The sequence below is a fragment of the Pantoea sp. DY-17 genome (assembly GCF_019795975.1).
GTDB classification, from domain to species: domain Bacteria; phylum Pseudomonadota; class Gammaproteobacteria; order Enterobacterales; family Enterobacteriaceae; genus Pantoea; species Pantoea leporis.
Map to the genome: position 1 here is coordinate 1,496,543 of NZ_JAIMIG010000001.1, position 15,593 is coordinate 1,512,135.

The 15,593-nt window shown below is 56.4% G+C and carries 14 protein-coding genes; 1 reads left to right on the top strand and 13 read right to left on the bottom strand.

Features of this window, described 5'->3' with window-relative positions:
• Positions 1-137: 137 nt before the first annotated feature.
• Positions 138-956 carry a DeoR/GlpR family DNA-binding transcription regulator gene (locus tag K5Y33_RS07110; RefSeq protein WP_110865995.1) on the top strand — a complete coding sequence of 273 codons (819 nt, stop codon included), beginning with the start codon at positions 138-140 and terminating at the stop codon, positions 954-956.
• 128 nt (positions 957-1,084) lie between these two features.
• On the opposite strand, the gene cheZ is transcribed toward K5Y33_RS07110, so the two are convergent.
• The 13 genes from cheZ to flhD all read right to left on the bottom strand — a co-directional run bounded on the left by cheZ (position 1,085) and on the right by flhD (position 15,399).
• Positions 1,085-1,726, bottom strand: coding sequence for a protein phosphatase CheZ (cheZ, locus tag K5Y33_RS07115; RefSeq protein WP_101764603.1), 642 nt, complete (start codon positions 1,724-1,726; stop codon positions 1,085-1,087).
• A gap of 9 nt (positions 1,727-1,735) precedes the next feature.
• Positions 1,736-2,125 carry a chemotaxis response regulator CheY gene (cheY, locus tag K5Y33_RS07120; RefSeq protein WP_008102871.1) on the bottom strand — a complete coding sequence of 130 codons (390 nt, stop codon included), beginning with the start codon at positions 2,123-2,125 and terminating at the stop codon, positions 1,736-1,738.
• Positions 2,126-2,164: 39 nt separating this feature from the next.
• Complete coding sequence (locus tag K5Y33_RS07125; RefSeq protein WP_008102868.1) at positions 2,165-3,214, bottom strand: chemotaxis response regulator protein-glutamate methylesterase; 1,050 nt, start codon at positions 3,212-3,214, stop codon at positions 2,165-2,167.
• A complete protein-coding gene (gene cheR / locus K5Y33_RS07130) occupies positions 3,211-4,086 on the bottom strand; it encodes a protein-glutamate O-methyltransferase CheR (protein WP_101764604.1) in 876 nt (291 codons plus the stop codon). The genes K5Y33_RS07125 and cheR overlap by 4 nt, the downstream gene beginning before the upstream one ends.
• A 103-nt stretch (positions 4,087-4,189) precedes the next feature.
• Entirely contained in the window at positions 4,190-5,866 is a 1,677-nt protein-coding gene (locus K5Y33_RS07135; RefSeq protein ID WP_222233574.1) for a methyl-accepting chemotaxis protein, read from the bottom strand.
• A gap of 226 nt (positions 5,867-6,092) precedes the next feature.
• A complete protein-coding gene (locus K5Y33_RS07140; protein ID WP_192233601.1) occupies positions 6,093-7,754 on the bottom strand; it encodes a methyl-accepting chemotaxis protein in 1,662 nt (553 codons plus the stop codon).
• A 317-nt stretch (positions 7,755-8,071) separates the two neighbouring features.
• Positions 8,072-9,751: a methyl-accepting chemotaxis protein gene (locus tag K5Y33_RS07145; RefSeq protein ID WP_222233575.1), complete on the bottom strand. Its 1,680-nt coding sequence runs from the start codon at positions 9,749-9,751 to the stop codon at positions 8,072-8,074.
• A gap of 170 nt (positions 9,752-9,921) precedes the next feature.
• Positions 9,922-10,419, bottom strand: a complete 498-nt coding sequence (gene cheW / locus K5Y33_RS07150) for a chemotaxis protein CheW (protein ID WP_008102858.1) — start codon at positions 10,417-10,419, stop codon at positions 9,922-9,924.
• 22 nt (positions 10,420-10,441) lie between these two features.
• Positions 10,442-12,412 (bottom strand): chemotaxis protein CheA, encoded by a 1,971-nt coding sequence (gene cheA / locus K5Y33_RS07155; protein ID WP_222233864.1) that lies wholly within the window; start codon positions 12,410-12,412, stop codon positions 10,442-10,444.
• 28 nt (positions 12,413-12,440) lie between these two features.
• Positions 12,441-13,454: a flagellar motor protein MotB gene (motB, locus tag K5Y33_RS07160; RefSeq protein ID WP_222233576.1), complete on the bottom strand. Its 1,014-nt coding sequence runs from the start codon at positions 13,452-13,454 to the stop codon at positions 12,441-12,443.
• Complete coding sequence (motA, locus tag K5Y33_RS07165) at positions 13,451-14,338, bottom strand: flagellar motor stator protein MotA (protein ID WP_007891047.1); 888 nt, start codon at positions 14,336-14,338, stop codon at positions 13,451-13,453. Before motA ends, motB begins: the two co-directional genes overlap by 4 nt.
• Before the next feature lie 132 nt (positions 14,339-14,470).
• Positions 14,471-15,049: a flagellar transcriptional regulator FlhC gene (gene flhC / locus K5Y33_RS07170; RefSeq protein WP_222233577.1), complete on the bottom strand. Its 579-nt coding sequence runs from the start codon at positions 15,047-15,049 to the stop codon at positions 14,471-14,473.
• On the bottom strand, positions 15,049-15,399 hold the full coding sequence (gene flhD / locus K5Y33_RS07175; RefSeq protein WP_008102850.1) for a flagellar transcriptional regulator FlhD: 351 nt from the start codon (positions 15,397-15,399) through the stop codon (positions 15,049-15,051). The genes flhC and flhD overlap by 1 nt, the downstream gene beginning before the upstream one ends.
• Between the last annotated feature and the right edge of the window lie 194 nt (positions 15,400-15,593).

Below are 15,593 nucleotides of genomic sequence, written 5' to 3' on the forward strand. Positions count from 1 at the left end.
ATAGCAAATGATGATTTTCATTCGAAAATGAATGTTTCTGGAAGCTACCTCGCAAATGGCCAAATCGCAGAGTAAAATCAGCTCGGGTTTCCTTATTGGCGAAACCCGACCGTGATTGGAAAGAGGGAGCATTTCGATTGAAAAGCAAAACTGAGCAGCTGGCAGATATGCAGCAGCGCCGTGAGAAGATTCTGGAGATGATCCGCGAAGACGGTACCGTCACGGTTAAAGCGCTAACCGATACCTTCGGCCTGACCGAAGCCACCATTCGCACCGACTTGCGCATGTTGCAGCAAGAGGGGCACGTACAGCGTTATCACGGCGGCGCCACGCTGATGACCGGCAAGCAGAATACCGGCGCGATGTTGCTGGAGCGTCAAACACATCTGGAAGAAAAACAGGCGATTGGCCGCCTTGCCGCGCAGCATGTGGAAAATGGCGACACGGTGATTTTCGATTCCGGTACCACCACCACGGCCATTGCCGAGGCGATCAGCCATATCCGTCGTTTATCGGTAATTACCACGGCGGTGAATATCGCGCTGAAGCTGGGCGGCGAGCCGGGTATCAATATTTTGCTGACCGGCGGCACTTTTAAGTTCCCGACGCTTTCGACTTCGGGTGAGAAAGCCGCCTCGTTTTTCGAAAACGTGCTGGCGGAGAAGCTGTTTCTTGCCACGGCCTGTATCTCACCGCGTCTCGGTTTGAGCTTTCCCAGCGAGACCGATATCAAGGTGAAAATGGCGATGATCAATTCAGCCAACAGCGTGTATGTGGTGGCGGATTCCAGCAAGATCGATAAGGTGTCGATGTTCGCGCTGCCGTGCGACTGGAGCCATATTCACTATCTGATTACCGATAGCGGCATTTCGCCGGCGCAGGTCGCGGCGTTTGAGGCGTTAGGTGTGCAGGTGCTGGTGGCGCAGTCGGCGTTGACGCAGAAGCGCGCGGTGTAAGGTGCGGTGCGCGCTGTCCCTCACCCCGGACCTCTCCCGCAAGCGGGCGAGGGAGACGCTGCCATATGCAGGCCCGAACGGTTCCCTCTCCCACCTGTGGGAGAGGGTTAGGGTGAGGGCAAACGTGTTTAAAACCCTAAGCTATCCAGCAGGTCATCAACCTGATCCTGGTTCGCCACCACGCCGGGTGCATTGGCGTGGATCTGCGGACCGTTCAGCAGGCTGTTGCCCTCTTTACGCGCCGCAGCGTTGGCTTCTGGCATATTCTCCAGCAGCACCATCAACAGCTGACGCTCGATCTCCTGGATCACATCCATCATGCGCTTGATCACCTGACCGGTCAGGTCCTGGAAATCCTGCGCCATCATGATTTCGAGCAACTGCTTATTGGTATACGACGTGTGTCCCGGAACGTCAGTCAGGAACTGGCGCGTATCCGAAACCAACTCGCGCGCATCTGTCAGTTCAATCGGATTTTCAAACCACGCATCCCAACGGCCTTTCAGCTGGTTGGCGCCGGCTTCCATTTGGTCCTGGTGTGGCTGCGCTGCTTCAACGCAGTTCAACGCACGTTCTGCCGCTTGCGCCGTCATTTGCACAACATAATCCAGACGATCGCGCGCATCAGGAATCGCTTCCGCCGCTTCAGCAATTGCCTGGTCTAACCCCAGCTCACGCAAACTGTCACGCAACATGCGCGTCAGTGAGCCGATGCGGGTAATAATGTCGTGTGCCGAGGCTTCTTCGGTTGATTTCGGAAGGTCGCTCATCACATCTCCTTACATACCCAGTTTTTCGAATATTTTGCCTAACTTCTCTTCCAGCGTGGCCGCCGTGAACGGCTTCACCACGTAGCCGCTGGCGCCCGCCTGCGCGGCCGCGATGATATTCTCTTTCTTCGCTTCCGCGGTCACCATCAGCACCGGCAGTTTGTTCAGCGTGGCGTCAGCACGGATGGTTTGCAGCAGCTCCAGACCGTCCATGTTCGGCATGTTCCAGTCGGAAACCACGAAATCAAAGCCACCGGCACGCAGTTTGGTCAGCGCATCGACGCCATCTTCTGCTTCTTCAACGTTATTGAATCCAAGCTCTTTCAGCAGGTTACGGACAATACGACGCATCGTATTGAAGTCATCCACCACCAAAAAGCGCATATTTTTATCAGCCATATCTACTCCCGTGTTGTCTCGTCCAGCAGGACGGGCTCGTTAAATTCGCAATGCCTGTCCGGCGCTAATTTTCGCCAGCATGTGCTGACTGATGTGGCCTAAATCGACCACTTCACTGGTGCCGCCCATCGCAATCGCTTCGCGCGGCATACCAAATACCACGCAGCTGGCTTCATCCTGCGCGATGGTCCAGGCGCCCGCGCGATGCATTTCCAGCATCCCGGCCGCGCCGTCGTTACCCATCCCGGTCAGAATCACACCCACCGCATTTCGTCCTGCGTGCACCGCCACCGAACGGAACAACACATCCACCGATGGCTTGTGTCGGTTCACTGGCGGACCGTCATTCAGTTTCACCACATAGTTGGCCCCGCTTCGGCCCAGCTCCATGTGCATGGCGCCCGGCGCGATATAGGCGTGGCCGGGCAGAATACGCTCGCCGTCTTCCGCTTCTTTCACGGTGATCTGGCACAGCTTGTTCAGACGCTCGGCAAAGGAACGCGTAAAGCCTGGCGGCATATGCTGGGTAATCAGCAGCGCCGGGCTGGTCGCCGGCAGCGGCTGCAGCACATGGCGAATCGCCTCGGTGCCGCCGGTGGAAGAGCCGATGGCAATCAGCTTTTCACTGCTCAGCAACGGGCCGGCTTTCAACGTGACCGGCATCGGCGTGGAGGCACGCACATGCAGCTTGGCGCGCGCGGCGGCGCGGATCTTGTCAGCAATCATCTGGCTATACGCCAGCATGCCTTCGCGGATGCCGAGCTGTGGCTTGGTGACAAAATCCACCGCACCCAACTCCAGCGCGCGCAGCGTCACTTCTGAACCTTTACCGGTCAGCGAGGAGACCATCACCACCGGCATCGGACGCAGGCGCATCAGCTTCTCGAGGAAATCGAGGCCATCCATGCGCGGCATCTCCACATCCAGCGTCAATACCTGCGGGTTGTACTGTTTGATTAAATCCCGCGCCACCAGCGGATCGGGCGCACTCGCGACCATCTCCATATCGGGATGGCTGTTGATGATTTCTGTCATCAACTGTCGCATCAGCGCAGAGTCATCCACGCACATCACGGTGATTTTGCTCATCGTCTTTCCTTGCTCAGTCCATAGACTGTCTGTCCACGCAGCCAGAACTCTTTGCTGATCTGACTAAAGTTCTCTGAATGCCCGGCAAACAGCAGACCGCCGGGTTTCAGCAGAGGCACGAAACGGCGCAGAATCTGTTCCTGCGTCTCTTTATCGAAATAGATCATCACGTTGCGACAGAAAATTGCGTCGAACGGACCCGGCAACGCCCAGTCGTGTGCCAGTAAATTCAGTTGCGTATAGTTCACCATGTTGGCGAGGTCGGAACGCACGCGCACCATGCCTTCATGCGGACCGGTGCCGCGCAGGAAAAAGCGCTGCAGCTGCGACTGCGATAGCGTGCGTAGCTCTTCCTGGCGATACACGCCGGCCACGGCTTTCTCTAGCACCTGGGTATCGATATCGCTGGCGTGGACCTGGAATTTACCCGGGCCGGTGCCCAGCGTTTCCGCCAGCGTCATGGCGATGGAGTACGGCTCTTCGCCGGTTGAGGCGGCGGTGCTCCACACGCTGTAGTTACCCGTGCGCTTACGCGCATGATCCGCGAGGATCGGGAAGTGATGCGCCTCGCGGAAGAAAGAGGTCAGGTTGGTCGTGAGTGCGTTGATAAACGCCTGCCACTCCGCACTGTTTTGGTCTTGCTCCAGCAGCGCCAGATAGCGGCCAAAGTCATCAATATTCAGCATGCGCAGACGACGCACTAAACGGTTGTAAACCATCTCGCGTTTGTGATCGGCCAGCACAATGCCCGCGCGCTGATAGATCAGCTGGCTAATGCGACGAAAATGCGTATCTGAGAGCGGTAACCGCTGTACCATTTGCGAGAGCAGCGTGGTCGCTTCACTTTGATCCAATAACGTCGATTTCTTCATTTCAGGTCACCCGGCAACAAACTGTTTAAATTGTGATACTGCGGTTGCTACTGTGCTGCCAGTCGCGCCATTCTCATGGGCCGCCTTGCGGCGGCCACAAGGATTAAAAGGTTTCCCAGTTATCGTCAGTGCTACGTGCGCCTGCCGGTGCCAGTGCTTTTGGCGTGCCGGAACGCAAATTTTTTGCCGCTGTAGATACGTTAACGGCCTGAACGACAAATTCTTTACCGATATTGAACACCGCAACCGACTGTTTCAGTCGGCTGGCCTGATCTTCCAGCGCGGCCGCCGCCGTCGCCGACTCTTCGACCAGCGCGGCGTTCTGCTGCGTCACGCGATCCATCTCGTTCACCGCCAGACCGACCTGATCGATACCACGGCTCTGCTCGTCCGACGCCGAGGCAATTTCGCCCATGATGTCGGTGACGCGCGTGACCGCATTCACGATGTTGGTCATGGTTTCCCCGGCACTCTCCACCAGCACGGAACCGGTGTTGACGCGGCTGACCGAATCCTCGATCAATCCTTTAATCTCTTTCGCCGCCTGCGCGCTGCGCTGTGCCAGACTGCGCACCTCGCCCGCTACCACGGCAAATCCACGTCCCTGCTCACCGGCGCGTGCCGCTTCTACCGCAGCGTTCAGTGCGAGGATATTGGTCTGGAAGGCAATGCCATCGATCACGCTGATAATGTCAGCGATTTTCTTCGAACTGCCGGTGATCTCTTTCATGGTAGTCACCACGCCATCCACCACTTTGCCGCCCTGCTGCGCGGTCTCCGAGGCGGTGAGCGCCAGCTGTGACGCCTGACGGGCATTTTCGGCGTTCTGCTTCACCGTGGCGGTTAACTGCTCCATGCTGGCAGCGGTCTCTTCCAGCGAAGCCGCTTGCTGCTCGGTACGCGAGGAGAGATCGTTGTTGCCCATGGCGATTTCACTCGCACCGGTGTAGATCGCATCGGAACCGTCACGCACGGTACGCACCGTCCGCGCCAGCTCTTGCTGCATCTCTTGCACCGAGGTGAGCAGCTCGCCCATCTCGTTGCGTACCGTGATCTCTACCTGCTGCGTCAAATCGCCACGCGCGATGTGACGAATGTGCTCGATGCTGTGCTTTAGCGGACGGATCAGCACCGTACGCATGCCGCTCCACACCAGCGCAATCACCAGCAAGGTCACCAGCAGCGTGCCGACCACCAGCATGATGGATTGGTTATACGCCGCCTCATTGGCTGCAATGCCCTGATTGGCGAGCACAATGTTGTAGCTCAACCATTCGTTGTAATCCTTAGCAAACTTGTCCTGGAATCCCTGCGTCGGCTGATCGACAAATCCTTTGAAATTTCCACTACTGAGGAAATCGATCAACTCACCCAATGCTCCGCGATAGGCGTTGTAGTTGGCCTGTAGCGTCAGCACGTTCTCGGCCTTTTTGCCCTTTTCAGACAGGTTGGCGTTAAATTCGGCAAAACCCTCATCAGCGTGCTTCAACTCCTCACTCGCCAGCGCCACCAGATCTTTCACGGTTGCGCCTGAGCCAGCCTGCTGACTGTCCAGCAGGTAACGGATCCCCGCACGGTTCAGCGTGTTACGCGCCTTAACCAGCGATACCCATGAGGTGCCCATTGCCCGCTGCAGCGTGCTAAGACGCTGGTTATAGGCAAAATTTTCTTTATCGGCTTTGACCGTGGAGTAGAACACTCCACCGGAGAACAGCTGCAGTAAGGCAAACAGCGCCAGCACGCACAGCAGACCGGATACAACACGAATACGACTAAACATAAACACCTCATTGGTTGGCGGATCGCCTCTGTTATCGGCTTTTCTGAGGGGATCTTTATGTGTGTTCGCAGGGGTTGGACCAGCGGGGGGTTGATGGGTGCTCGCTGTCCCTCACCCTAACCCTCTCCCGCAGGCGGGAGAGGGAATTGATCAAGCTAACATATGGCTGCGTCTCCCTCTCCCGTTTACGGGAGAGGGCCGGGGTGAGGGACAAACGACTCAAAACTTAAAACGTCTCCCAGTTACCCTCACTCACCGGCGCGGCAGCCGCTTTACGCGGTGCGCTGGCGATCTGGCGCACCGTGCTCGCCTTCGGTTGCGCCTGTGCGGCGCGCGGAATGCGGAACACCGATACCGACTGGCTCAGGCGGCTCGCCTGCTCTTCCAGTGATGCGGCGGCGGCGGCGGACTCTTCCACCAGCGAGGCGTTCTGCTGGGTGACGCGGTCCATCTCGGTCACCGCTTGTCCCACCTGATCGATACCACGGCTCTGCTCATCCGATGCCGAGGCGATTTCGCCCATAATATCGGTGACGCGCGTGACGGCGCCGACGATATCGTTCATGGTTTCTCCGGCGGTGCCGACCAGCTGCGAGCCGTTGTTGACGCGGTTCACCGAATCTTCGATCAAGCCTTTGATCTCTTTCGCCGCCTGCGCACTGCGCTGCGCCAGGTTGCGCACTTCACCAGCCACTACAGCAAAACCACGGCCCTGTTCACCGGCGCGTGCTGCTTCTACCGCCGCGTTCAGCGCCAGGATATTGGTCTGGAAGGCGATGCCATCGATCACGCTAATAATGTCGGCGATCTTCTTCGAGCTGCCGGCGATATCCTGCATGGTACGCACCACGCCATCGACCACCTCGCCGCCTTTGCGCGCGGTATCCGACGCGCTCAGCGCCAGCTGCGACGCCTGACGCGCATTCTCGGCATTCTGTTTCACCGTCGCGGTGAGCTGCTCCATGCTGGCCGCCGTCTGCTCCAGCGAGGCGGCCTGCTCTTCAGTGCGCGCCGACAGATCGTTATTCCCGGCGGCGATTTCGCTGGCGCCGGTGAAAATCGCATCGGAACCGTCACGTACATTGCCCACGGTGCTGACCAGCGACTGCTGCATCTCATGCAGGCTTCCCGCCAGCTGGCTCATTTCATTGCGCCCTTCCACCACGATATTTTGCGTGAGATCGCCCGCAGCAATATGGCGAATATGCGCCAGCAGCTGATGCAGCGGCTGAATCAGCACGCTACGCAGGCCGAACCAGCAGCCAACGATCACCGCAATCACCACCAGCGCCACCGACGCCAGCAGCCACATCATGGTGTGGAAGGCGCGCTGATTCTGCGCCACGCCTTCTGCCGCCAATGTGCTTTGCTCCGTCCGCCACTCTTCGTAAGTGGCTTTCATCGCCACCTGTTTAGCTTCGATGTTCTGCGCAAACATGCCTTGCAGATCGTTGGCTTTCAGGCGATCCAGCATCGCTTTCAACCCATCGTTGAAAGCGGCGTAGTTCGCTTCCAGCTTATCGCGCAGCGCGTCTGGCAAGCCCGGCGTGGCTGGCAAGTCGTAGTAGCGTTGATAGTGGCCGGCAGCCACGTTGAGCTGTTTTTCGGTCTGGGCGATTAAGGCACTCAGTTGGCCGCCATTCGACTGCGCGGCCATGGTGCCCTGCATACGCAACATGGCGCGGTTGAGCACGGTGCGGGTTTGGTTCAGTTCAATCCAGGCGTCTGACATCGCGCCAACGTTGTTGGAGGAGATCTGCGCTACCGCAAACGCCTCTTTATCTTTTTGTAAGGCGGACCAGAACAGGCCACCCGACAGTAATTGTAAAGCGCCAAACACCAGTAATACGGCGATTAAACTGGTCACTACATTGATTCGTTTTAACATGGGATCTCCAGGGATGCGTTTCGGCTCCCCCAGTTATCGACCGGCAATCTGAATTTTTCAGGGTGCTTAAGCTACTTTACGAATTAAAACTCTGCGTTTACGCATGATTGCAGTGTTTTATAACTAAAGAAATTAACAGTAAAAAAAATGCGCCTTTATCGGCTGAGCGATAAAGGCGCATTGGGTGGTGCGGGTTGTCCCTCACCCCGGCCCTCTCCCGCAGGCGGGAGAGGGAGACGCTGCCACATGCTGGCTCGGACAGTTCACTCTCCCACGTGTGGGAGAGGGTTAGGGTGAGGGACCGACCACTCCGAAACTTAAAACGTTTCCCAGTTGCTGTCCCCCGCTGCCGCGGTCAGCGCTTTACGCGGTGTGCCGAGCGTGGGTGGTGCGATCTGCGGATGACGCACGCCGCTTCTGGCCTGCGGCTGCGCGTGTGCCGCTCGCGGTACGCGGAACACCGCCACCGACTGGCTCAGGCGACTCGCCTGCTCTTCCAGCGAGGCCGCCGCCGCGGCAGACTCTTCCACCAGCGAGGCGTTCTGCTGCGTCACGCGATCCATCTCCGTCACCGCCTGGCCGACCTGATCGATACCACGGCTCTGCTCATCCGATGCCGAGGCAATTTCGCCCATGATGTCGGTGACGCGCGTTACCGCATTAACGATATCGCTCATGGTCTCACCGGCGGTGCCCACCAGTTCAGATCCGCTGTTCACGCGGCTGACGGAGTCTTCAATCAACCCTTTAATCTCTTTCGCCGCCTGCGCGCTGCGCTGGGCCAGATTACGGACTTCACCCGCGACCACCGCAAAGCCACGGCCTTGCTCACCGGCGCGCGCCGCTTCTACCGCCGCGTTCAACGCCAGAATATTGGTCTGGAAGGCAATGCCATCGATAACGCTGGTGATGTCGGCGATCTTCTTCGAACTGCCGGCGATGTCGCTCATGGTGCGCACCACGCCTTGCACCACATCACCGCCCTTCTGCGCGGTTTCGGAAGCACTCAACGCCAGCTGCGACGCCTGACGCGCGTTTTCGGCGTTCTGCTTCACGGTGGCGGTCAGCTGTTCCATGCTGGCGGCGGTCTGCTCCAGTGAAGCCGCCTGCTCTTCGGTACGTGCCGAGAGATCGTTGTTGCCCGCAGAGATTTCGCTCGCTCCGGTAAAGATGGCATCCGAACCGTCACGCACATCACTCACCGTGCGCACCAGCGACTGCTGCATCTCATGCAGGCTTTCCGCCAGCTGGCTCATTTCGTTGCGTCCTTCGACCGCGATGCGCTGCGTCAAATCGCCCTGCGCAATGTGCTGAATATGCTGGATGTTGTCATTAAGCGGCTTGATGAGGATTTTGCGCATGCCAAACCAGCACAGCACAATCACCGCCACCACAATCGCCAACACCGCGCCTAACAGCCAGATCATGTGATCGTAGGCTGAGCTGTTGGCTTCGACGCCCGCCGCAGTCAGGCGATCCTGATCGGCACGCCATTGGCGGTACTCTTTCAGGAAGGCGTTTTGGCTTGGCGCAACCGGCGCTTTGGCTGCCTGATCGAGATCTTTTGCGACCAACGCGTCCTGCAACTGGCCTAGCGCGCTGGCATAGGCGGTATAGGTTTGATCGAGACGTTTGTTGAGCGCGGCATCCTGTCCCGGCGTGTCCGGCGTCGCTTTAAACAGCTGGTAGTTATCGGCGGCCTCTTTCTGGAAGGCTTTGCTGTCGCCGTACAAACCGGCGATATCCGCTTCGGTACCGGTCAGTTTGCTGGTTGCCATGCGCAGCTGAATGCGGGTTAACACCACACGGCTCTGATTGAGGCTCATGTAGGCGTCGTTGATGGCGGCGGTGTTTTTGCTCGCCAGTTGTGAAACGTTAAAACTGTTTTTGTCATCGCTTAGCGCTTTAAAAAACAGTGAGCCGGATGCCAGCTGTAAAAAGCCAAACACTAGCAACACCAGCAATAAGCTGGTGACAACGCGGATTCTCGTAAACATAGTTTGCCCTGGAAAATGAAGGAAAAAATCGTACCGATCGGTTATCGACCAGGGGCGGAGAAGATTGAGGGATATTACAGCGATTTTTTGCGGATTTATTGTTGATTTGTAAGGAATTAATTAATGTATGTAATGATAACGGGCCGCAGCAGCGCGGCCCGTTGCGGGGACTATGCAGTACGCAGGTTATCCACCAGCGCCATCTCTTCGCTGCTCAGCAGCTTTTCGATGTCGACCAGAATCAGCATACGTTCACCCAGCGCGCCCAGACCGGTCAGGTACTCGGTGGACATGGTGACCGCGAACTCCGGTGAAGGACGAATCTGCTCTTGCGTCAGCGACAGCACATCAGAAACGCCATCCACCACAATGCCCACCACGCGATGCTCAAGATTCAGCACGATCACCACGGTGTTCTCGTTGTACACCACATCCGGCTGCGAGAACTTCACGCGCAGGTCGATGATCGGCACGATCACGCCGCGCAGGTTGGTGACGCCTTTGATGAATTCCGGCGTGTTGGCGATGCGGGTTACCTGATCGTAACCGCGAATCTCCTGCACTTTCAGAATGTCGATGCCGTACTCTTCGTCACCCAGTGTGAAAACTAAGAATTCCTGGCCCACGGTTTCGCCAGCGATTTTGGTCACGGTTGCCATGTCAGTCATTTTTTTACCCTTTCGTTATCTATTACGCTGCGGCACCGGCCACACGCTTTTCACGGTTCAACGATTGCAGTGCTGAGACATCCACAATCAGCGCCACGCTACCATCGCCTAAAATGGTGGCGGCAGAGATGCCCGGCACTTTGCGATAGTTGCTTTCAAGGTTTTTCACTACCACCTGATGCTGACCAATCAGCTGATCGACCAGCAGCGCATAGCGACGGCCTGCGCTTTGCAGAATCACCACGATGCCTTGCGTGGCGTCGGTTTTGGCATTCTGCACCTCAAACACATTCCACAGTTCCACCAGCGGCAGATATTCGCCACGCACTTCCAGCACGCGCTCGCCACCGGCCAGCGGTTTCAGCTCTTCTGCGGTTGGCTGCAGCGATTCCATTACCGCGTTGAGCGGCAGAATGAACACTTCGTTAGCGACGCGTACTGACATGCCGTCGAGGATCGCCAGCGTCAGCGGCAGCAGGATGCGAATGGTGGTGCCCTTGCCCTGCTTCGAGGAGATTTCGACGTGACCGCCCATCTCCTGAATATTCCGTTTCACCACGTCCATGCCCACGCCACGGCCCGACACATCGGTGACCTGCTCAGCGGTGGAGAAGCCCGGCGCGAAGATCAGCATGCCGACTTCTTCATCGCTCATGCTGTCGCTGACCGGCAGGCCTGACGACAGCGCTTTAGCCAGAATACGTTCGCGGTTCAGACCGGCACCGTCATCGATCACTTCGATGCAGATGTTGCCGCCCTGATGTTCCGCCGACAGCGTCAGGTTGCCGACGGCGGTTTTATTCGCGGACAGACGTTTTTCCGGGGTTTCGATACCGTGATCGAGGCTGTTACGCACCAGGTGCGTTAACGGATCGATGATGCGTTCAATCAGGCTCTTATCCAGTTCGGTCGAGCTGCCGAGCAGCGTCAGCTCCACTTCTTTGCCCAGCTTGCTGGCCAAATCGCGGACCAGACGCGGGAAGCGGCTGAAGACGTACTCCATCGGCATCATACGAATCGACATCACCGATTCCTGCAGATCGCGGGCGTTACGCTCCAGCTGACCCATGCTGTTGAGCAGGTCGCCGTGCGCCACCGGATCCAGCGCACCGGAGCGCTGTGCCAGCATCGATTGGGTGATCACCAGTTCGCCAACCAGGTTAATCAGCTGGTCCACTTTCTCGACGGCAACACGGATGCTGCTGGATTCGCTGCCTTTAGCCGGTGCGGCGGCACGTTTAGGTTCGCGCTTCACCGCTGGCGTAATATCGGTGACGGTGGCGGTTTGCACCGGTTCAGCAGCCACTTCAGCAACCGGGGCGTCGGCAACGGCCGCCGCGCCTGTCGGGAAGTGAATCTGTGCTTCATCCAGCACAAAACAGAGCACCGCGACGATGTCATCTTTGCCGACGCCATCAATGGTAACGTCCAGCGAATTAGCGCCTTTCACCACGTTGCTGACGGTACCGAGATTGCCGAGCTCTTCCAGCATCAGCTCCGGCTCTTTCTCTTTCAGGTCAACCAGTTGCAGGCGCAGACCTGCGGCCGCAACTGGTGCTGCGATCTCAACCACTTCGGCGACTTTGGGCGCTTCAGGCGCAATGCCTTTCGCTTCCAGTGCCAGCTGACGCAGCGCTTCGCAGATGTATTTAAAGCTTTCTGCATTCGGCTCCTGCGCCGTTTTATAGGCATCGAGCTGTTCTTGCATAATATCTTTGGTTTCCAAAAACAGATTGATGATATCGGTGCTGAGCTGCATCTCGCCGCGGCGCGCACCATCCAGAATGTTTTCCAGGATGTGGGTGGTTTCCTGTAAAACCGTAAAGCCAAACGTACCGGCTCCGCCCTTGATGGAGTGGGCGGCGCGGAAGATGGCATTCAACTGCTCGGAATCGGGCTCCTGGGGATCAAGTCCCAACAGGTGTTGCTCCATATCCGCTAACAGCTCATCGGCTTCATCGAAAAACGTCTGGTAAAAATCGCTGATGTCCATGCTCACGGGATCACCTCGGCTGTGAGGGTTAGTCTGGTGTCACCGCGCTCGCCGTGGGCGTCGCCGCTACCGCAGGGGCCGTTGCAGCAGTCGGCGCAGCCGGTGTTGCAGTGGAACCTGTTGGGGCAGTCGACGCAGCCGGCACAGCGGGTGCGGTAATGTTGGGAATCATTTGCGCCGGGTCGCTCACCTGAACGGCATCGCTCTCGGCATTCTCTTTTTCAATCGCCGCTTCGGTGTCGTGATTCAACACCAGCAGGCTAATGCGGCGGTTGACTGCATCATTAGCACCACGGTTTTTCAGCTTCATGGTGTCGGCCATACCGACCACACGCAGCATTTTGGCGCCGTCGAGGCCACCAATCACCAGCTCGCGCCGTGAGGCATTGGCACGATCCGCCGACAGTTCCCAGTTGCTGTAGCCACGATCGCCGTTGGCATACTGGAAATCATCGGTGTGACCCGCGAGGCTGATTTTGTTCGGAATATCATTCAGCACCGGCGCGATAGTGCGCAGGATGTCGCGCATGTAAGGCTCCACGTCCGCGCTGCCGGTTTTAAACATCGGGCGGTTCTGGCTATCGATAATCTGAATGCGCAGTCCCTCTTCGACCATGTTGATGATCAGGTGCGGACGCAGCGCTTTCAGCCGCGGATCGGCTTCAATCAGCTGGTCGAGCTTTTCACGCAGGCGATTCAGGCGGATCTCCTCCAGCTTCTTCTTCTGCGCATCCATATCGACAATCTTCTTCACTTCACCCTTCTGCTGCGTCGGATCGTCGCCGCCGCCAGGGATCGGACTTTCGCTGTCGCTGCTGCGCTGACCGCCGGTCAACGCCACTTTCAGCGGCGTTTTAAAGTATTCCGCAATCTGCACCAACTCTTTGGGGCTGGAGATGGAGAGCAACCACATCACCATAAAGAACGCCATCATCGCCGTCATAAAGTCGGCATAGGCAATCTTCCACGAACCGTGGCTCCCATGGTGACCTTTATGTTTGCGCTTTTTAACCAGCACAATGGGGCGATTGCCTGCTTTCATGAATTCTCATCCGAAGTTTGTTTCGCCGGGTTCTTGGCGTTACGCACGTGCTCTTCCAGCTCCGAGAACGACGGACGTTCTGCGGAGTAAAGCGTTTTACGACCAAATTCCACCGCGATTTGCGGCGCGTAACCGTTGAGGCTGGAGAGCAACGTCACCTTCACGCACTGCATCATCTTGGTGGTCTCAGCACATTTCTGACGCAGCACCGACGCCAGCGGAGAGATAAAGCCATAGGCCAGCAAAATTCCGAGGAAGGTACCAACCATCGCGTGCGCCACTAACGCACCCAGTTCGGCCGCCGGACGGTCGGCTGACGCCAGTGCGTGCACCACGCCCATTACCGCCGCGACAATGCCGAAAGCCGGTAAGCCATCACCCACCGCCGAGATACTTTGCGCGGGTACTTCGCACTCGTGCTCGTAGGTTTCAATCTCTTCATCCATCAACGCTTCAATTTCGAAGGCGTTCATATTTCCGCTGACCATTAAACGCAAATAATCGGTAATAAAATCGACTAACTGTTTATCGGACAAAATACGCGGATAGTTAGCAAAAATTTCACTCTGGCTGGGATCTTCAATGTCACGTTCTAATGACAACATGCCCTGCTGACGGGATTTCGCCATCAGGCGATAAAGCAGCGCCATTAAATCCATGTATACGGCTTTGTTATATTTCGAGCCGCGCATTAACAATGGCAGCGCTTTTAATGTCTTCTTAATCGATTTGCCATTATTGCCGACTAAAAAGGCACCAATACCGGCACCGCCGATAATGATCAGCTCCGCCGGTTGATATAGTGCGCCTAAATGTCCGCCGACCATCGCGTAGCCGCCCAACACGGAGCCGACGACCACGATATAACCCAGAATTATCAGCACAAAAAATCCTTACGTCCGTAACGTGTTGATGGAAGTTAAGCCAGAGAGCCGCAGGTGTTATTCGTTTATCGCAGGCAAAAAAAAAGCAGCGGTATTAACCGCTGCTGGATGTTTTCCACGATGCGAACAAACTTAAACGGCGCGTTTAACCTGTTCATCCAGCAGTTGTGGAAAGGTATCGGCAGAATCTGCAGAAAGTTTACGTCTTTTTACGGCACGTGATGGCGGCTGGCACAGGCTGCAGACAAAGCTGCCGACGGGCTGGTGAGCGTGGTTAATAAAGCTTCCACCACAGCACTTACAGTCAGACAGTTCCAGCATGCCACTTTCAACGAATCGCACCAGGGTCCATGCACGCGTTAGCGCCAACAGCGGGCCCTCGTCCGATTGCGGACACTGCTCAAGATACAAGCGATAAGCTTTAATTACCGCTTCAACGCCACTGTTCAAGCCGGTTTTCAGCAGGAACTGCCAGGCGTTACAGAACATAGAAGAGTGGATATTTTGTTCCCAGGTCATGAACCAATCGGTGGAGAATGGCAGCATGCCTTTCGGTGGTGGCGCACCACGCAACTCTTTATAGAGTTTAATCAGGCGACCACGGCTCAGCTGCGTTTCACTCTCCAGCATTTGCAATCGTGCGCCCAATGTAATCAGCTCCATTGCCAGCTGAATATCACGCGCTTCCTGAACAATACTTTTTTCGCTCATTAAACGGCCCTCTTCTTCGCAGAGACGTCATCTTTAGACGCATTCCGCAGGAGACGGCTGGATAATAAAATACCGGTGTGGATTTGCTGCAAGTCATCCACGCGTGACTCTTGAGTCAGACGATTAATATGGTTGTGATCGGTAAATCGGAACTGGCAAACCAGTTGGTTGGTTTCCGCTAATTTTACCATCTCAGGTAAGGTTAATTGCGACAATGCATCGGCCATCGATTCATCGATGCCTAAACGAAACATTGCTGAAGCTTTTTCCTGGTTAATTAAACGCTGAGCAAGAAGCAAATATGACAGATTGATGTCATATATATGTTTTAGTAATTCTGATGTACCCATTTTTTCCATCCTGATAGACGCGACACATATACGGCCACAGAATTAAATTGTTCTATGGTTCGGGCTGCTGGTTGGTAAATCTAAAGATGGCAAAAAATAATCAGGCTTGAGCCAACGTGCTCCTGACTGTTGCTCTTTTCGTCAGGACACTGATCTGTAGTAATCAAAACTCCAGGCCATTCTTTGCTTGAGTT

What these genes read in the sequence shown, in the direction of transcription:
- cheZ (WP_101764603.1), bottom strand. Translation starts at nt 1,726, where the DNA reads ATGAGCGACCTTCCGAAATCAACCGAAGAAGCCTCGGCACACGACATT.
- cheY (WP_008102871.1), bottom strand. Translation starts at nt 2,125, where the DNA reads ATGGCTGATAAAAATATGCGCTTTTTGGTGGTGGATGACTTCAATACG.
- K5Y33_RS07125 (WP_008102868.1), bottom strand. Translation starts at nt 3,214, where the DNA reads ATGAGCAAAATCACCGTGATGTGCGTGGATGACTCTGCGCTGATGCGA.
- cheR (WP_101764604.1), bottom strand. Translation starts at nt 4,086, where the DNA reads ATGAAGAAATCGACGTTATTGGATCAAAGTGAAGCGACCACGCTGCTC.
- K5Y33_RS07135 (WP_222233574.1), bottom strand. Translation starts at nt 5,866, where the DNA reads ATGTTTAGTCGTATTCGTGTTGTATCCGGTCTGCTGTGCGTGCTGGCG.
- K5Y33_RS07140 (WP_192233601.1), bottom strand. Translation starts at nt 7,754, where the DNA reads ATGTTAAAACGAATCAATGTAGTGACCAGTTTAATCGCCGTATTACTG.
- K5Y33_RS07145 (WP_222233575.1), bottom strand. Translation starts at nt 9,751, where the DNA reads ATGTTTACGAGAATCCGCGTTGTCACCAGCTTATTGCTGGTGTTGCTA.
- cheW (WP_008102858.1), bottom strand. Translation starts at nt 10,419, where the DNA reads ATGACTGACATGGCAACCGTGACCAAAATCGCTGGCGAAACCGTGGGC.
- cheA (WP_222233864.1), bottom strand. Translation starts at nt 12,412, where the DNA reads ATGGACATCAGCGATTTTTACCAGACGTTTTTCGATGAAGCCGATGAG.
- motB (WP_222233576.1), bottom strand. Translation starts at nt 13,454, where the DNA reads ATGAAAGCAGGCAATCGCCCCATTGTGCTGGTTAAAAAGCGCAAACAT.
- flhC (WP_222233577.1), bottom strand. Translation starts at nt 15,049, where the DNA reads ATGAGCGAAAAAAGTATTGTTCAGGAAGCGCGTGATATTCAGCTGGCA.
- flhD (WP_008102850.1), bottom strand. Translation starts at nt 15,399, where the DNA reads ATGGGTACATCAGAATTACTAAAACATATATATGACATCAATCTGTCA.